Source organism: Streptomyces rishiriensis (assembly GCF_030815485.1).
Taxonomy (GTDB): domain Bacteria; phylum Actinomycetota; class Actinomycetes; order Streptomycetales; family Streptomycetaceae; genus Streptomyces; species Streptomyces rishiriensis_A.
In genome coordinates this window covers 4,139,725-4,153,632 of record NZ_JAUSWV010000002.1, presented here as the reverse complement: position 1 = coordinate 4,153,632, position 13,908 = coordinate 4,139,725, and the positions used below count along the sequence as shown (strand labels likewise).

The following is a 13,908-nucleotide window of genomic DNA, read 5'->3' as shown; positions in this document are numbered from 1 at the left end:
AAACGGAACGAGGGTCTGCTGATGACCGGGTCGACGAGCGCCGCCGACATCGCCGCCGGGTACGCCTTCACCGGGCCCGCCCTCGACCTGGGCGCGCTGCTGTGGGACGGGACGTGCCTGCCCGAGTCCCCCGTCCGCATCCCCCTCCCCATGTTGAACAGGCACGGACTGGTCGCGGGTGCCACCGGCACCGGAAAGACCAAGACGCTCCAGCTGATCGCCGAGCAGCTCTCGGCGCAGGGCGTGCCGGTCTTCCTCGCCGACGTCAAGGGCGACCTGTCCGGGATCTCCGCGCCGGGAGCGGCGAACGACCGGGTGCGGGGACGGGCGGCGGAAGTCGGCCAGAAATGGACGGCGACCGGCTTCCCGGCCGAGTTCTACGCCCTCGGCGGTCTCGGCCACGGCATCCCGCTGCGGGCCACGATCACCAGCTTCGGCCCGGTGCTGCTCGCCAAGGTGCTCCAGCTCAACCGCACCCAGGAGCAGTCCCTGGGCCTGATCTTCCACTACGCCGACCGGAAGGGCCTGGAGCTGCTCGACCTCAAGGACCTCCGGTCGGTCGTCGCCTTCCTCACCTCGGACGAGGGCAGGGCGGAGCTGAAGGGCATCGGCGGGCTGTCGACCGCCACGGCCGGGGTGATCCTGCGGTCCCTGACCGCCTTCGAGGCCGAGGGCATGGCGAGCTTCTTCGGCGAGCCGGAGTTCGACACGGCCGAGCTCCTGCGCACCGCCTCCGACGGCCGCGGTGTCGTCTCGGTCCTGGAGCTGCCCGCCGTGCAGGAGAAGCAGCGGCTCTTCTCGACCTTCCTGATGTGGCTGCTGGCCGACCTGTTCCACGACCTGCCCGAGATCGGCGACGCCGACAGGCCGAAGCTCGTGTTCTTCTTCGACGAGGCGCACCTGCTCTTCGACGACGCCTCGAAGGCGTTCCTCGACTCCATCACGCAGACCGTCCGGCTGATTCGCTCGAAGGGGGTCGGCGTGTTCTTCGTCACGCAGACCCCGAAGGACGTGCCCGGTGACGTCCTCGCCCAGCTCGGCAACCGGGTCCAGCACGCTCTGCGGGCCTTCACGCCGGACGACCAGAAGGCTCTCAAGGCCACGGTGAAAACGTTCCCCGACTCGTCCTACGACCTGGAGGAGCTGCTCACCGGGCTCGGTACCGGCGAGGCCGTCGTCACGGTCCTCAGTGAGAGGGGCGCCCCGACGCCGGTGGCCGCGACCCGGCTGCGCGCTCCCGAGTCCCTGATGGGGCCCGTCGACGGGCCGGCCCTCGACCGGGCGGTGCGGGAGTCGCGGCTCCACGAGCGGTATGCACAGGCTGTGGACAGAGAATCCGCGTTCGAGAGACTGGCGGCCCGGCCCGCCGAACAGCCGCAGCCGCAGCCGCAGCCGCAGCCGTCGGCGAGGGGGACGGGGGAGACGGGTGGGGCGAGCAGGGATGCGAAGGCGGCCAAGGTCGCGAAGCCGGCGAGGGAGCCCGGGTCCCCGCAGCGCGTGGAGGATCGCTCGGTCGTCGAGCAGGTCGTCGGCAGCGGCATGTTCAAGTCGCTGGCCCGTTCCTTCGGCACGCAGATCGGCCGCGAGATCACCCGTTCGCTCTTCGGTACGGCCAGGCGGAGGCGGTAGCCCGCCCCCGCCGACCGGTCAGCGGTCCCGGCGCTCCGGGGACTGCTGCGGTTTCGCTTCCTTCACCTGCGGTTTCGGTGTGCTGCGCGTGGCCTCCGCGCGCAGCAGGGCGCGCAGGATCGCGTACGGGTCTGTGGGCATGGCTCTTTCCCTCGCATGTTCTTCGCGCGAACGTGGCGTGTCAGCCGGTGGGCCTGGGAACGGCGTCCGTCAGCAGCGCAGAACCACGGTGCGCAGGGCGCGCAGGGCGTACGACGGCCGGTGCGGCGCGGGGCGGGGAGCGTCGGCCGGGACGCCGGGCGCCGCGACCGGGAGGGCGGCGGGGCGCAGCGGGGCGGCGGGCCGGTGAAAGCAGGGGGCCGGTCGCAGCGCCGTGTCGAGCGTGTCGTACTCGGCGATCTCGGCGGCGGCGAAGGGTGCCGCCGAGACCTCGGCGGCCGCACCCGGCACCAGCAGGGCGAGCAGCAGCGCGAGCGTCCGCAGCCAGGTGCGGCTGAGGGGGCGGCGTGCTGCGGAGCTCATGAGAGGTCATCTCCCCCCGACACGCCCTGGGTTCAGCATGCAGGGGGTCGGATCCGCCCGTTCGGCGCACAACCGGTTTGGCCCGGTGGGGCTCAGCGGGCGCGGCTTGGTCCTCTCCGGTGGGACTCAGTCGGGTTCGGCCCGCTCCGGTTCAGCGCTCGGCCCGCTCGGATCCGGCCCCGCGGTCCGGTGGGGCCCGGTCTGGTGGGGCTCGGTCTGGTGGGGCTCGGTCCGGTGGGGCTCGACCCGGTCCGGTCAGGCTCGGTCGGATCCGGCCGGTGGGGCTCGGTCCAGTCCGGCTCGGTCGCGTCCAGCCGGGCCCGGCTCGGTGGGGTTCGTGCCGATGGGGTTCGGCCCGGTTGGGCTCGGTGGGCGTGGGCCGGTCGCTCGGGTCGGCCGAGCCGGAGTCCGGCCGGGCCGCTGTCCGGTTGGCTCGCTGTCCGGTCGGGTCGGCCGGGCCGCTGTCCGGTTGGCTCGCCGTCCGGCTGGGTCGGCCGGGCCGCTGTCCGGTTGGCTCGCCGTCCGGTCGGGCTACTGCTTCGCGGTCCTGTCGGCCTTGTTCGCCTTCTCCGCCTTGGCCGCCGCCTTCATCTCCTGCTTGTGCGCCCGTACCTTGGTCAGCGACTCCGGGCCGGTGATGTCGGCGACGGAGCGGAAGGACTCCGGCTCGCCGTAGGCGCCGGCCGCCTCGCGCCAGCCCGTGGGCCGCACCCCGAGCTGCTTGCCCAGCAGCGCGAGGAAGATCTGCGCCTTCTGCCTGCCGAAGCCGGGCAGTTCCTGGAGCCGTCCGAGCAGCTCCTTGCCGCTGCTCACGTCCTTCCAGACGGCACCGGCGTCCCCGTCGTAGTGCTCGACGAGGTACTGGCAGAGCTGTTGGACGCGCTTGGCCATGGAGCCGGGGTAGCGGTGCACGGCCGGCTTCTCGGAGAGCAGCGCGGCGAAGGCCTCCGGGTCCTGGGCGGCGATGTCGTGCGCGTCCAGGTCGTCGGCGCCGAGCCGGTCGGCGATCGTCCGGGGTCCCTTGAACGCCCACTCCATCGGAACCTGCTGGTCCAGCAGCATCCCGACCAGCGCGGCGAGCGGGGACCGCCCGAGGAGCTCGTCGGCCTCGGGGTCCTGCGAGAGGTGAAGGATGACGTCCATGCGTCGATGATCCCGCCTGGGCCGTCAGGTCGCGCGCCAGTACCCCAGCGCGTGCAGCCGCTCCTTCGGGAGGCTCAGCTCCTTGCGCAGGTAGACCGACAGCGTCCTGGTGGTGCGGGTGTCGCAGGCGATCCAGACGTACGGGTCGGGGGTGGCCCTCAGCAGGGCGGGCAGCTCGGCCTTCACCCGCTCGACGAGGTGGGCGCCGGAGTCCGCCCGGGGCACGTGCCGTATCTCGTGGCGTACGGGGTCGGTCCGGAAGGGGAGGCCGTCCGGGCCGTCGGGCGAGCCCTCGAACCAGACGGTCGCCGGGGCGGAGCCGAGCGCTCCCTCGCCCTCGCCGAGCAGGGAGTTGATGGCGGGCAGGGAGGCCGGGTCGCCGATCACGAGAACGTGCGAGGGGGCCGGAGAAGGCGCTTCGAAGCCGGTGCCCTGGACGGTCGCCTCGATGGTGTCGCCGGGCGTGGCCGCCCGCGCCCAGTCGCTGGCCGCGCCCTCGTGCAGCGCGAACTCCAGGGCGAAGGCGCCGGCCGCCGGGTCGGGGTCGACCAGGGTGTAGGCGCGCTGGTGCGGCCGGCCCGCGTTCTCGAACCAGAGCCGGATCCAGATCGTCGGGTGGACGCCGGTGGCGGCGAGCAGCCCGCCGTCCGAGAGACGCAGCCGGCGGTACTCCCGGGTGACCTCCTCCACGCCCGTGACCGTGAGCGTGAAGTCCTTCGCCCGCATCAGTCTGAGGACCGTGCCCTCCCAGCCCCGCCCCTGCGCCATGACCCCGCCACCCCTCGCGTACGATTTCGACACAACTTACTTAGGCAAGCCTAACCTAAAGCAAAAAGGGGCCAGAGGGTGACCAGCGAGATCTACCGTGACGCATGGGGCGTCCCGCATCTGCGTGCCGACAGCGCCCACGCCCTCGCCCGCCTCCAGGGATCCGTCACCGCACGCGACCGCGCCTGGCAGCTGGAGGTCGAACGGCACCGGGCGCGCGGCACCTCGGCGTCCTTCCTCGGCCCCGAAGCCCTCTCCTGGGACTGTTTCGTGCGTCGCGCCCGCCTCGACGACACGGCGAGACGCTGCTTCGAGGAGCTGGAGAGACGGGACGCGGAGACGGCGGACTGGGTGCGGGCGTACGTCGACGGGGTCAACGAGGGGCTGGCCGCCGCCGACGCCCCCGAGTTCACCCGGGTCGGACTCGCCCCCGGCCGCTGGGAACCGTGGACCCCGCTCGCCGTCTGGCTGGCCACCCACATCCTGTTCGCCGGGTTCCCCGCCAAGCTGTGGCGCGAGGAGGCCGTCCGGCATCTCGGTCCCGAGGCGGTCGGCCTGTTCGCCACCGACGGGCCCGGCACCTCCGGCAGCAACGGCTGGCTGGTGGCCGGTGCCCGGACGGTCACCGGGCAGGCGGTCATCGCCGGCGATCCGCACCGCTTCATCGAGGACCCCGGCGTCTACCAGCAGATCCGTCTGGCCTGCGACGAGTTCGACGTCGTCGGGCTGGCCGTGCCCGGCGTCCCCGGCATCGCCCACTTCGGCCACACCGGCACGGTCGCCTGGGCCATCACCAACGCCATGGCCGACTACCAGGACCTCTACCGCGAACGGCTGCGCCGCACCGGTGCGGGAGTCGAGGCGCTCGGCCCGGACGGCACCTGGCGGCGGGTCGCCCGGCACACCGAACTCGTACGGGTGGCGGGCGAGGAGACCGTCGAGGTGGAGGTGCTGGAGACCGAGCGGGGACCGGTGATCGCGGGCGGTCCGGAAGGCCTCGACGACGGCACCCCGCTCGCGCTGACCCTGCGCCACCCGCCCCGCGTCACCGCCGACCTGGGCTTCCAGGCGCTCCTGCCGCTGCTCCGGGCCCGCCGGGTCGCCGACGTGGACCGCGCCTTCGACCTCTGGGTCGAGCCCGTCGACGTCGTCCAGGCCGCCGACACCGAGGGCGGCCTGCTGCACCGGGTCGCGGGCCGGGTGCCGCTGCGCGCCGAGGCGAACGGCGTCCGGCTGGCGACCGCCTGGGAGCCCGGCCACGAGTGGACCGGCTGGCGCGAGATGCCCCGCGCGGGACTGTCCGACGGCGTCGCGGTGATGGCCAACCAGCGGGGCCCCGCCGCGCGGCTGGGCGTCGAGTTCGCCCCGCCGCACCGCGCCGACCGCATCCGGGCCCTGCTCGGGGAGCGCAGGCAGTGGTCGGCGTCCGACATGCCGGCCATCCACACCGACACCCGTCTGGCCTCCGCCGCGCCCCTGCTGGACCGGCTGTCCGCCCTCGACGACCTGACCGGCCCGGCCGCCGAGCTGCGCGAGCGGCTGCTGAGCTGGGACCGCCGGATGGACGCCGACAGCCAGGACGCGGCACGGTTCGCGGCCCTGCGCAGCGCCCTGGTCCGCCGTCTCGCCGCCCACCCGGCCTTCGCGGCCCTCGCGAACCCGCCCGCCTACCCGGAGGTCTTCCTCCCCTGGCTGGCCCTCCTCCCGCGCGTCGGCTTCGCCCTCGAACACCTCCTGCGCGCCGAGGAGCTGTACGGCATCGACCGGGCGGCACTCGTACGGGAGGCCGTCGAGGAGGTCGCCGGCCGGCCCGCCGCCCGGTGGGGCGACACCCACCGCCTGGCCCCCTGGCAGGCGCTGCCCGACCCCGGGCGGCAGGCCCCGGCCCTCTCCGGCGACCACGACTGCGTGCTGTGCACCTCGGCCGTGCCCGGGTGGACCGACCTGGCCGCGCGTGGCCCGGCCGCCCGCTACGTGTGGGACCTGGCCCGCCGCGAGGACAGTCTGTGGGTCGTTCCGTACGGCGCTTCCGGCCTCCCCGGCCATCCCCACCACCACGACCAGCTCCCCCTGTGGCTCAAGGGCGAACTGGTCCCGGTCGTCACCGACTGGGCACAGCTGAAGAAGGAGAGCGACGATGAGTGACCCCCAGAACCGCCGGAACCCCCGGGACACCCGGGACACCCGGGACCGCCGAGACGGCCAGGACCGCCAGGACGGCCAGGACGGCCAGGACCGTGAGAACAGCCGAGGCGACGGAGGCAGCGGAGGCGTCAGGGCCAGCCTGGGCAGCCGGGGTGTCCCCGTGCACGAGCAGGTGGTCGACGGGTTCGGGACCGTCGTCATCCGCCCGCTCGACGCCGAGGGCGACGCGGACGTCGTCCACGGCTGGGTGAGCGAGGAGCGGGCCGTGTTCTGGGGCATGAACGGCCTGACGCGGGAGCAGGTGGCCGAGATCTACGCCCACATGGCCGGCCTCGACACGCATCACGCCTTCCTGACCGAGCTGGACGGCGAACCGGTCGCCCTCCTGCAGACCTACGAGCCGGCCGAGGACCGGGTCGGCGAGTGCTACCCGGTCGAGCCCGGGGACATCGGCGTCCACCTGCTGATCGCGCCGGCCGGCGGGCGAGGGGCGCGGCCGGGCTGGTCGGCGGCGCTGCTGGGGGTGTTCGCGTCGTACGTGCTGGTCGGCCTGGACCGGCCGCGCGTCGTGGTGGACCCCGATGTGCGCAACGAGAAGGCGGTCGCCCGCTTCTTCCGGCAGGGCTTCGAGGCGGGGCCGGTCGTCACGCTGCCCGAGATCGACCTGCCGGACGTGTACCTGCCGGAGAAGAAGGCCCAACTGGCGTTTCTGCGCCGGGAGGTAGCGTTCCCCGGGTGACAGACCCGGCGGAAGCAGACCCGCTCACCCCCGAAGACCTCGTCGCCCATTACGGCCTGGAGCCGATCCCCCGCGAGGGAGGCCTGTTCCGCCGTACCTGGGCGGGTCCGGAGGGGCCGGACGGCCGGCCCGCGGGCTCCGCGATCGTCGCGCTGCTCACCGCCGAAGACTTCTCGGCCCTGCACCGCCTGCCCACCGACGAGGTCTGGCACTTCTACCTCGGCGACCCGCTCACGCTGCTGCTCCTCGCCCCCGACGGGACCTCCCGTACGGCGGTGCTCGGCCCGGACCTCCTCGGCGGACAGCAGCCGCAGCTCACCGTGCCGGCACGCACCTGGATGGGCGCGCGGGTGGCCGCCGGGGGCGCCTGGACCTTCTTCGGCTGCACGATGGCCCCCGGCTTCACCTACGGGGACTACGAACACGGTGACGCGGCCGCCCTCACGGCGCGGCACCCGGACCGGGCCGCCCTCATCGCGGAACTGTGCCGTCCATGACGATGCTGGCGGGCCGGGTGGCCCTGATCACGGGTGCGGGCGGCGGGATCGGGCGCGGCATCGCGCTGCGGTTCGCCCAGGAAGGGGCGGCGGTGGCGCTGCACTGCCGCACGGGGACCGAGGCGGCTCACGCGCTCGCCGAGGAGATCGCCGGCGAGGCCGGCGCGCGGGCCGTCGTGCTGGCCGGTGCCGACCTGACCGTCGAGGACGAGTGCCGCGAGGTGGTGGCCCGGGCCGCCGAATGGGGCGGCGGGCGGCTCGACGCGCTGGTCAACAACGCGGGCGTACAGCCGGTGCAGGGCCTGCCAGGGATGTCGGCGGCCGACTGGCGGGCCGTCGTGGACACCAACCTGACCAGCGTCTTCGCCTGCACGCAGGCGGCGGCGGAGGTCATGCGGGAGCGCGGGGGCAGCATCACGCACATCGCCTCCGTCGAGGCGGCGAGGCCGGCTCCCGGGCACGCCCATTACGCCGCCTCCAAGGCCGCCGTCGTGATGCACGCGCGGGCGGCGGCACAGGAGTACGGGCCGTCCGGCATCCGCGTGAACACGGTCTCGCCCGGGCTGATCGACCGGGAGGGGCTGGCCGAGGCGTGGCCCGAGGGCGTGCGGCGGTGGCGGGAGGCGGTCGCGGTCGGCCGGCTGGGCCGCCCCGAGGACGTCGGTGACGCCTGCGTCTTCCTGGCCTCGCCGCTCGCGTCCTGGATCACCGGGCACGACCTGGTGGTGGACGGCGGGGTGTCGGCGCGGCCGACGTGGTGAACCGGATGCCCCGTGCATGCGTACGTATCTCCGAGCACACGAGTGTCGGGTCTCAGGCAAGGCGGAGCGGTGACGTGGGCGAAGGGCGAGATGGCGGACGACACGGCGGCGGGCGACCCGGCGGCCGGGGACACGACGGCGGCCGCAGGGGACTTCAAGGGCTGGTGCTGCTGGGCACCGTGCTGGTCCTGCTCCTCCTCGGCGGCGGACCGGCCTCCGCGCACGCGGCTCTCCGCGGTGCCGACCCGGCGGACGGAAGCGTCGTCAAGACGGCCCCCGGCGCCATCACCCTCACCTTCACCGAGTCCGTAGGTCTGCTCGACGACTCCTTCCGCGTCTTCGACCCCGACAACCGACGGGTCGACACGGGCGAGGCGGGCCACGCGGACGGCCGCGCCGACACCGCCCGGATCAAGCTCCCCGCGAAGCTCGGCACCGGCACCTTCACGGTGGCCTGGCGCGTGGTGTCGGAGGACAGCCATCCGATCGCCGGAGCCTTCACCTTCTCGGTGGGCACGCCGTCCGCGACCCCACCGGCTCTGCCCAGCACCTCCGTGGAGAACCCGGCCACCGGAGGCCTCTTCAACATCGGCCGCTGCCTCGCGTACGTCGCCGCGGCGCTCCTCATCGGCACGGCCGCCTTCATCGCCGTCTGCCGCCCCCCGGACGTCCGGCCGCTGCGCAGGCTGCTGCTGGCCGGCTGGTGGGCGCTCGCCGGGTCCACGGTGTTCCTGCTGCTGCTCCGCGGCCCCTACGAGAGCGGCACCGGCCCCACGCAGGCGCTGGACCCCTCGGGTCTCGCCCGCACGCTGGGCACCCGGCCGGGACTGGCCCTGGTGGCGCGCCTCGTGCTGCTCGCGGCGGTCGCGGCCGTTCTGCTGTGGCGGCGCAAGGCCCTCCGGGAGGGGGAACGGCCGTCCCGCGCGGCGCTGCTGACCGGCGCCGCGCTGGCCGGGTGCCTGGCACTGACCTGGGCCGCCGCCGAACACGCGTCGGCCGGCATCCAGGTCCCGGCGGCGATGACGTCCACGGTGCTGCACCTGCTGGCGATGGCGGTGTGGCTGGGCGGCCTGGCGGCCCTGCTCACCTTGTTCTACCGCGCGTCCGTCCCGTCGCGGGTGGTCGGCCGCTTCTCGCAGCTGGCGGGGCTCTCGGTGAGCGTCCTGGTGGTGACGGGCGTGTACCAGTCCTGGCGTGGCCTCGGCTCGGTGTCCGCGCTGACCGACACGACGTACGGGCGGATCCTGCTGGCCAAGCTGGCCGCGGTGACGCTGCTGCTGATCGCGGGGGCCCGGTCGCGACGGACGGTGACAAGGGAGAGGACGGCGAGGAACGTGACGGTGGAGGCTGTCGAGGTGCGCGAGGAGCGCGAGGCCCGGGTACCGGAGACGGTGGGCGGCCGGGCCGAAGGCGCGGCGGACGGTCGGCCGGTCGGCCGGGCGGCCGGTACGGCCGACGCCCCGGCGGGCGGCCCGCCGCCGTCCGAGAAGCCCCGGCCGCCGGCTCTCGGGGCCCTCACGCCGGCCGAGGACGCCCAGCGCCGGGCGTTGCGCCGCTCCGTGCTGGCCGAGGTCGTCGTCTCCGTCGTCGTCCTCGTCTTCACCACCGTCCTGACGGGCACCCTGCCGGGACGGGCGGCGGCCGAGGCGGCGACGGCGGAACAGTCCGCCGGGCTGCCCGTGGCCTCGGTGACCACCATTCCGTTCGTCATCGGCTCCGGGGCGCCCGGTGTCCGCGGCGTCAGCGGCAAGGTGCAGGTCACCCTCGATCCGGGCCGGGTCGGCGACAACGGCCTCCAGGCCGTGGTCTACGGCCCCGACGGCGGCTTCGTGAGCATTCCCGAGCTGCGCGTCTCCTTCAGCCTGCCCGGCCAGGACATCGGCCCCCTCGACGCCAAGGTCGGCGACCGGGGCGGCTACTGGGCCGCCGACGCGGTCAACCTGCCGCTGCCCGGCGCCTGGGAGATGAAGGTGACCGTGCGGGTGTCGGAGACCGACCAGGTGAGCGAGTCCGAGCGGGTGGAGATCGGCCGCTGAGACGCGGGCCGTCCTTCCCGGGGCCGTCCTGCGCGGAGCCGCCCTTCGCGGGCGGCCGGTCAGCGTGCCGGGTCGGGAGTGGCGTGGCGGGCCGCGAGGGCACGTTCCTCGTCCTCGAGCCGACGGGAGCACCGGGCGTCCGGGTCGTAGGCGACGGCCGTGCTCACACAGGTGCAGAACACCCGGGCGTCGCGGGTGACCCGGCTGGTGACGCGGAAGGTCGAACGGCGCAGGTCACCGATGGTGGTGGTGATGGTGACCGGCTCCGGCTGGAGGACGAGGGGTTCCGTGTAGTCGAGTTCGTGGCGTGCGTAGACGAACCGCGGGCGGATCTCCTGGCCGGGCAGTCCGGGGCGCAGATAGAACATGTCGATATGGGCGTCCTGGATCATCTCCAGCAGCCGGACGTTGTTCACATGGTGCATGGAGTCCAGGTCGCTCATGCGCACCTGGCGGAGATAGAGGTGCGGCCGGCTGTCCGGCACCTCGAGGGGCGTGCGCCCGGTGCCGGTGCGGCGGATGTCGGACGGCAGTTCATGGGTCAGGGTCACGGTGTCACTCCTCGGAACAGCGGAACAGGGTCCCGGCCTCCTGGCCGGTACGCGGTACCGGTGCCGGGGCTGCGGGGACTGCGGGTCTACAGGGCCCGCTCGATGAGGTCGGCCGCGGCTCCCGCTCCGCCGGCCGCCGCGATCTCCCGGCGCATGGCGGAGACGCCCGCGCGGATGTCCCGGTCGGACGAGACCCGCAGGACGGCCTCGCGCAGCGCCTCGGGGGTGACGCTCTCGCGCGGCAGGTGGATGCCCAGCCGGAGGCGTTCGATCTGGGCGGCGTTGACCCGCTGCTCGGCCATCTGCGGGACGGCGACCAGCGGGACGCCGTAGTGCAGGGCCTCCATCGTGCCGCCCATCCCGGCGTGGGTGACGAAGGCGTCGGCGTGCGCGAGCACGGCCAGTTGGGGCACGTGGGGATGGACCTCGACGGTCTCCGGCAGCGGGCCCAGCCCGTCCGTCGGGACGGCGCCGACGGACATGACCACATGCCAGGGCAGCTCGGCGAACGCCTCGACGCAGGACCGGTAGAACTCCGGCCGCCGGGTGAACTGGGAGCCCAGCGAGACCAGCAGGACGGGCAGATCGGGCCGCGGCGGCTGCCAGGAACCCTGGTACGAGCGGTCCCCGAGCGCCGGTCCCACGTACGCGACGCGCTGTGCCGCGACGGTGTCCGCCCTGCGCTGGAAGGCCCGCGGGAAGAACGCGACGGCGTGTTCGGGCCGTACGAGGTCCTGGATCCGCGCGGCGTCGATCCCGTGGTCGGCGAAGGCCGCCGCCAGTCGCGCGAAGCCCGGCAGCTGCGGAAGTCCGGGCACGCCGAAGAACTCGGGGACGATGCCGTCGTAGGCGAGATGGGTGGGCGACGCCACGACGGTCGGCACCTCCCATCGTGTCCCCAGCAGCAGGCCCGCGAAGGCGTAGATGTCGCACAGCACCAGGTCCGGACGGTCCTTGCCGAATGCCCGGTTCAGCGCGGGCAGGGCCGTCAGCGCCACCTCGACGACCCGCGCGAACCCCTCGCCCATGTCCTCCGGCGCGTCCGAGCCGTCTCCCGCGTCCGGGTAGAGCACGGGCTCCGCACCGGCCGCCTTCACCTGGTGCACGAAGTCCTCGGGGACGGCGTAACTGACCCGGTGCCCCCGCCGGACGAGCTCCTCGACGACCCCCAGGGTCGGATTCACGTGCCCGTGCATCGGCACGTTGAACACGGCGATGTGGGCGGGGAAGCGGGCAGGGGTGTGCGCGGGGATGTGCGCGGGATTCGGATGAGTACCAGGCACGACACACAACTCCTGTCCGGCACGGGGGCCGGGGCGGGGGATTCGGGGACGGGGCGCCCGAGCGGCGGACGCGGAGTCCCGATTAAAGGCGCACCGACACCGTTCCTGACCGCAAACCTGCGGCAGTGTCACCCCATCAGGGAGCCTCCACGGCCGCGCGTTGACACCTGCGGGACACCGGAGAGGTACCTGGCGGCGCGCACGGTGACGCCGCGGACGTGACCGCCGGTCCGATCGGCCGTTGGGGGTACAGGACGTCGTCCCCCAGCGGCCGGCCCACGACGGGACCGGCCCACGACACGGACGGCCCACGACAGGAGCAGTCTCATGCCCGGATCGCATCTGCCCTTGATGGAAGAGGGGATGGCCCGCTGGCCGTTCGGCCCGCCCAACGCAGGGATCGCCCTGGACCTCGCGGGGGCCCCACCGCCACTGGACGAGCTGCGGGCGTTGGTGGAGGAACGCTGGAAGGCGCTGCCCAGGCTCACCCAGACCCTGGTCGCTCCCGGCGGCGCCCGGACCGGCCCGGCCCGGTGGACCGGCCGGCACCGCTGGGAGCGGCGGGACGGCCACGACCTGGCCCGGCAGCTCGACAGCGCGGACCTCACCCTGCGGGACGCGGTCCGGCAGTGGTTCCACACCCCGTTCCCTGCCGGCCGGCCGCCGTGGGGCCTCCACCTGCTGCGCGGGGAGACGGAGGGGGAGTTCTCCCTGCTGTTCCGGATGCACCACAGCCTGCTCGACGGCCGTTCCCTGACGACCCTGCTGCGCGCGCTCTTCGACGACGGCCGGCCGCTGGACGGCGGCGCGTCCGTGGCGGCGCCCGGCTCCCGGCGGCGGACGGTCGGCCCCGGCCCGACGGGGGGCGGCCCGCCGGGTCTGCTCACCACGGGCCGCGCGGTGCCCCTGCCGCACCGGGGGCCCCGCGAACCCGCGTACACCGTCGTACGGCTGCGCGCCGACGTGCTGCGGGCCGCGCGCGCGGCCGTCTCCGTGGGAGCGGCCGGTCCCGGCCGCCCGGCGACCACGAACGAGGTGTTCCTGGCGACGGTCTCCGGAGTCCTGCGTGCCTGTCTGTCGGCTGCGGAGCGCGATTGCGCCGCCGCCCCCGATGCGGCGTCCGCCGGCGGTGGCCGGACTCCGGAGCCGAGGCAGGTGTGGCTGTCGGTCCCGGTCGACGAGCGGCCCGACGACTGCGGCGAATTCCTCGGCAACGCCTTCGCCAACGTGCGGGTCCCCGCACCGGTGACGCTCGCCGACCCGGCGGCCCGTCTGACCGCGTGCATCGGCCTGCTGACCACCGTCACCCGGCCCCGGCGCACCGCCGAGAAGCTGGTCGAGGGCACGCTCGCGGCGGTTCCCGGGGCAACCCTGGCGCTGGCCGGCGGGACGATCTTCGCGCCCGCGTACGCGCCGGCGGCCTGCTCCTACGTCCACCTGCGCGAGCAGGGGCAGACCCTGGCCGGACGGCCGCTGCGCCACCTCACCATCGTCCCCATGGTGCCCCCGGCCGACACGGCGACCTTCGCTCTGGGCGGCTGCGCCAAGGGCCACACGCTGAGCGTCGCGACCAACTCCGGCGGCCAGGACGCCGGCCTGCTGGCCGAGGCGTTCCTGGACGAGCTGGCCCTGCTCGCCGAGGGCGCCCGCTGACCTGTCGGGAGCGCACATGTCGAAGGGCCCCACCGTTTTCTGTGGGGCCCTTCGGCGCGCGCGAACCGGGACGGCCCGTGGCCGCCGACTGCGGGGCCACCGTGACCGGCCGGAGCTAGCTCGCCTGGCGTCGATCCACACCCATGCCCGAGAGGGATGCCTGCGCATCCTCGATCAGGAA

General features: G+C 74.2%; 13 protein-coding genes. 7 read left to right on the top strand and 6 right to left on the bottom strand.

Going from position 1 to position 13,908, the window contains the following annotated elements:
* Positions 1-21: 21 nt before the first annotated feature.
* Positions 22-1,629, top strand: coding sequence for a helicase HerA-like domain-containing protein (locus tag QF030_RS20910; RefSeq protein ID WP_307164185.1), 1,608 nt, complete (start codon positions 22-24; stop codon positions 1,627-1,629).
* An 18-nt stretch (positions 1,630-1,647) separates the two neighbouring features.
* Here QF030_RS20910 and QF030_RS20905 read toward each other — a convergent pair whose 3' ends face one another.
* The 4 genes from QF030_RS20905 to QF030_RS20890 form a co-directional block, all read right to left on the bottom strand.
* Positions 1,648-1,770, bottom strand: a complete 123-nt coding sequence (locus tag QF030_RS20905) for a hypothetical protein (protein WP_307164184.1) — start codon at positions 1,768-1,770, stop codon at positions 1,648-1,650.
* 69 nt (positions 1,771-1,839) lie between these two features.
* Positions 1,840-2,151 (bottom strand): hypothetical protein, encoded by a 312-nt coding sequence (locus QF030_RS20900; protein WP_307164183.1) that lies wholly within the window; start codon positions 2,149-2,151, stop codon positions 1,840-1,842.
* A 531-nt stretch (positions 2,152-2,682) separates the two neighbouring features.
* The gene (locus QF030_RS20895; protein ID WP_307164182.1) at positions 2,683-3,294 is read right to left on the bottom strand and encodes an HhH-GPD-type base excision DNA repair protein; all 612 of its coding nucleotides are present in this window, start codon (positions 3,292-3,294) and stop codon (positions 2,683-2,685) included.
* A gap of 24 nt (positions 3,295-3,318) precedes the next feature.
* Positions 3,319-4,062: a siderophore-interacting protein gene (locus tag QF030_RS20890; RefSeq protein WP_307164181.1), complete on the bottom strand. Its 744-nt coding sequence runs from the start codon at positions 4,060-4,062 to the stop codon at positions 3,319-3,321.
* Between the two features lie 78 nt (positions 4,063-4,140).
* On the opposite strand from QF030_RS20890, the gene QF030_RS20885 reads away from it, so the two are divergent.
* The 5 genes from QF030_RS20885 (at position 4,141) to QF030_RS20865 (ending at position 10,240) form a co-directional block, all read left to right on the top strand.
* Positions 4,141-6,207: a penicillin acylase family protein gene (locus tag QF030_RS20885; RefSeq protein WP_307164180.1), complete on the top strand. Its 2,067-nt coding sequence runs from the start codon at positions 4,141-4,143 to the stop codon at positions 6,205-6,207.
* Positions 6,200-6,946: a GNAT family N-acetyltransferase gene (locus tag QF030_RS20880; RefSeq protein ID WP_307164179.1), complete on the top strand. Its 747-nt coding sequence runs from the start codon at positions 6,200-6,202 to the stop codon at positions 6,944-6,946. Before QF030_RS20885 ends, QF030_RS20880 begins: the two co-directional genes overlap by 8 nt.
* On the top strand, positions 6,943-7,443 hold the full coding sequence (locus QF030_RS20875; protein ID WP_307164178.1) for a cupin domain-containing protein: 501 nt from the start codon (positions 6,943-6,945) through the stop codon (positions 7,441-7,443). The genes QF030_RS20880 and QF030_RS20875 overlap by 4 nt, the downstream gene beginning before the upstream one ends.
* On the top strand, positions 7,440-8,204 hold the full coding sequence (locus QF030_RS20870; RefSeq protein WP_307164177.1) for an SDR family NAD(P)-dependent oxidoreductase: 765 nt from the start codon (positions 7,440-7,442) through the stop codon (positions 8,202-8,204). Before QF030_RS20875 ends, QF030_RS20870 begins: the two co-directional genes overlap by 4 nt.
* A gap of 164 nt (positions 8,205-8,368) precedes the next feature.
* Entirely contained in the window at positions 8,369-10,240 is a 1,872-nt protein-coding gene (locus tag QF030_RS20865; protein WP_307164176.1) for a copper resistance CopC/CopD family protein, read from the top strand.
* A gap of 59 nt (positions 10,241-10,299) precedes the next feature.
* Here QF030_RS20865 and QF030_RS20860 read toward each other — a convergent pair whose 3' ends face one another.
* Complete coding sequence (locus QF030_RS20860; protein WP_307164175.1) at positions 10,300-10,791, bottom strand: acyl-CoA thioesterase; 492 nt, start codon at positions 10,789-10,791, stop codon at positions 10,300-10,302.
* Positions 10,792-10,877: 86 nt separating this feature from the next.
* On the bottom strand, positions 10,878-12,074 hold the full coding sequence (locus QF030_RS20855; RefSeq protein WP_373428789.1) for a macrolide family glycosyltransferase: 1,197 nt from the start codon (positions 12,072-12,074) through the stop codon (positions 10,878-10,880).
* A 327-nt stretch (positions 12,075-12,401) separates the two neighbouring features.
* Between QF030_RS20855 and QF030_RS20850 the strand changes: the two genes are divergently transcribed.
* The gene (locus QF030_RS20850) at positions 12,402-13,727 is read left to right on the top strand and encodes a wax ester/triacylglycerol synthase domain-containing protein (protein WP_307164174.1); all 1,326 of its coding nucleotides are present in this window, start codon (positions 12,402-12,404) and stop codon (positions 13,725-13,727) included.
* The last annotated feature ends 181 nt before the right edge of the window (positions 13,728-13,908 follow it).

Bases quoted from the DNA above. Each gene is read 5' to 3' on its own strand.
- QF030_RS20870 (WP_307164177.1), top strand. From the start codon at position 7,440: ATGACGATGCTGGCGGGCCGGGTGGCCCTGATCACGGGTGCGGGCGGC.
- QF030_RS20905 (WP_307164184.1), bottom strand. From the start codon at position 1,770: ATGCCCACAGACCCGTACGCGATCCTGCGCGCCCTGCTGCGCGCGGAG.
- QF030_RS20895 (WP_307164182.1), bottom strand. From the start codon at position 3,294: ATGGACGTCATCCTTCACCTCTCGCAGGACCCCGAGGCCGACGAGCTC.
- QF030_RS20850 (WP_307164174.1), top strand. From the start codon at position 12,402: ATGCCCGGATCGCATCTGCCCTTGATGGAAGAGGGGATGGCCCGCTGG.
- QF030_RS20890 (WP_307164181.1), bottom strand. From the start codon at position 4,062: ATGGCGCAGGGGCGGGGCTGGGAGGGCACGGTCCTCAGACTGATGCGG.
- QF030_RS20900 (WP_307164183.1), bottom strand. From the start codon at position 2,151: ATGAGCTCCGCAGCACGCCGCCCCCTCAGCCGCACCTGGCTGCGGACG.
- QF030_RS20910 (WP_307164185.1), top strand. From the start codon at position 22: ATGACCGGGTCGACGAGCGCCGCCGACATCGCCGCCGGGTACGCCTTC.
- QF030_RS20880 (WP_307164179.1), top strand. From the start codon at position 6,200: ATGAGTGACCCCCAGAACCGCCGGAACCCCCGGGACACCCGGGACACC.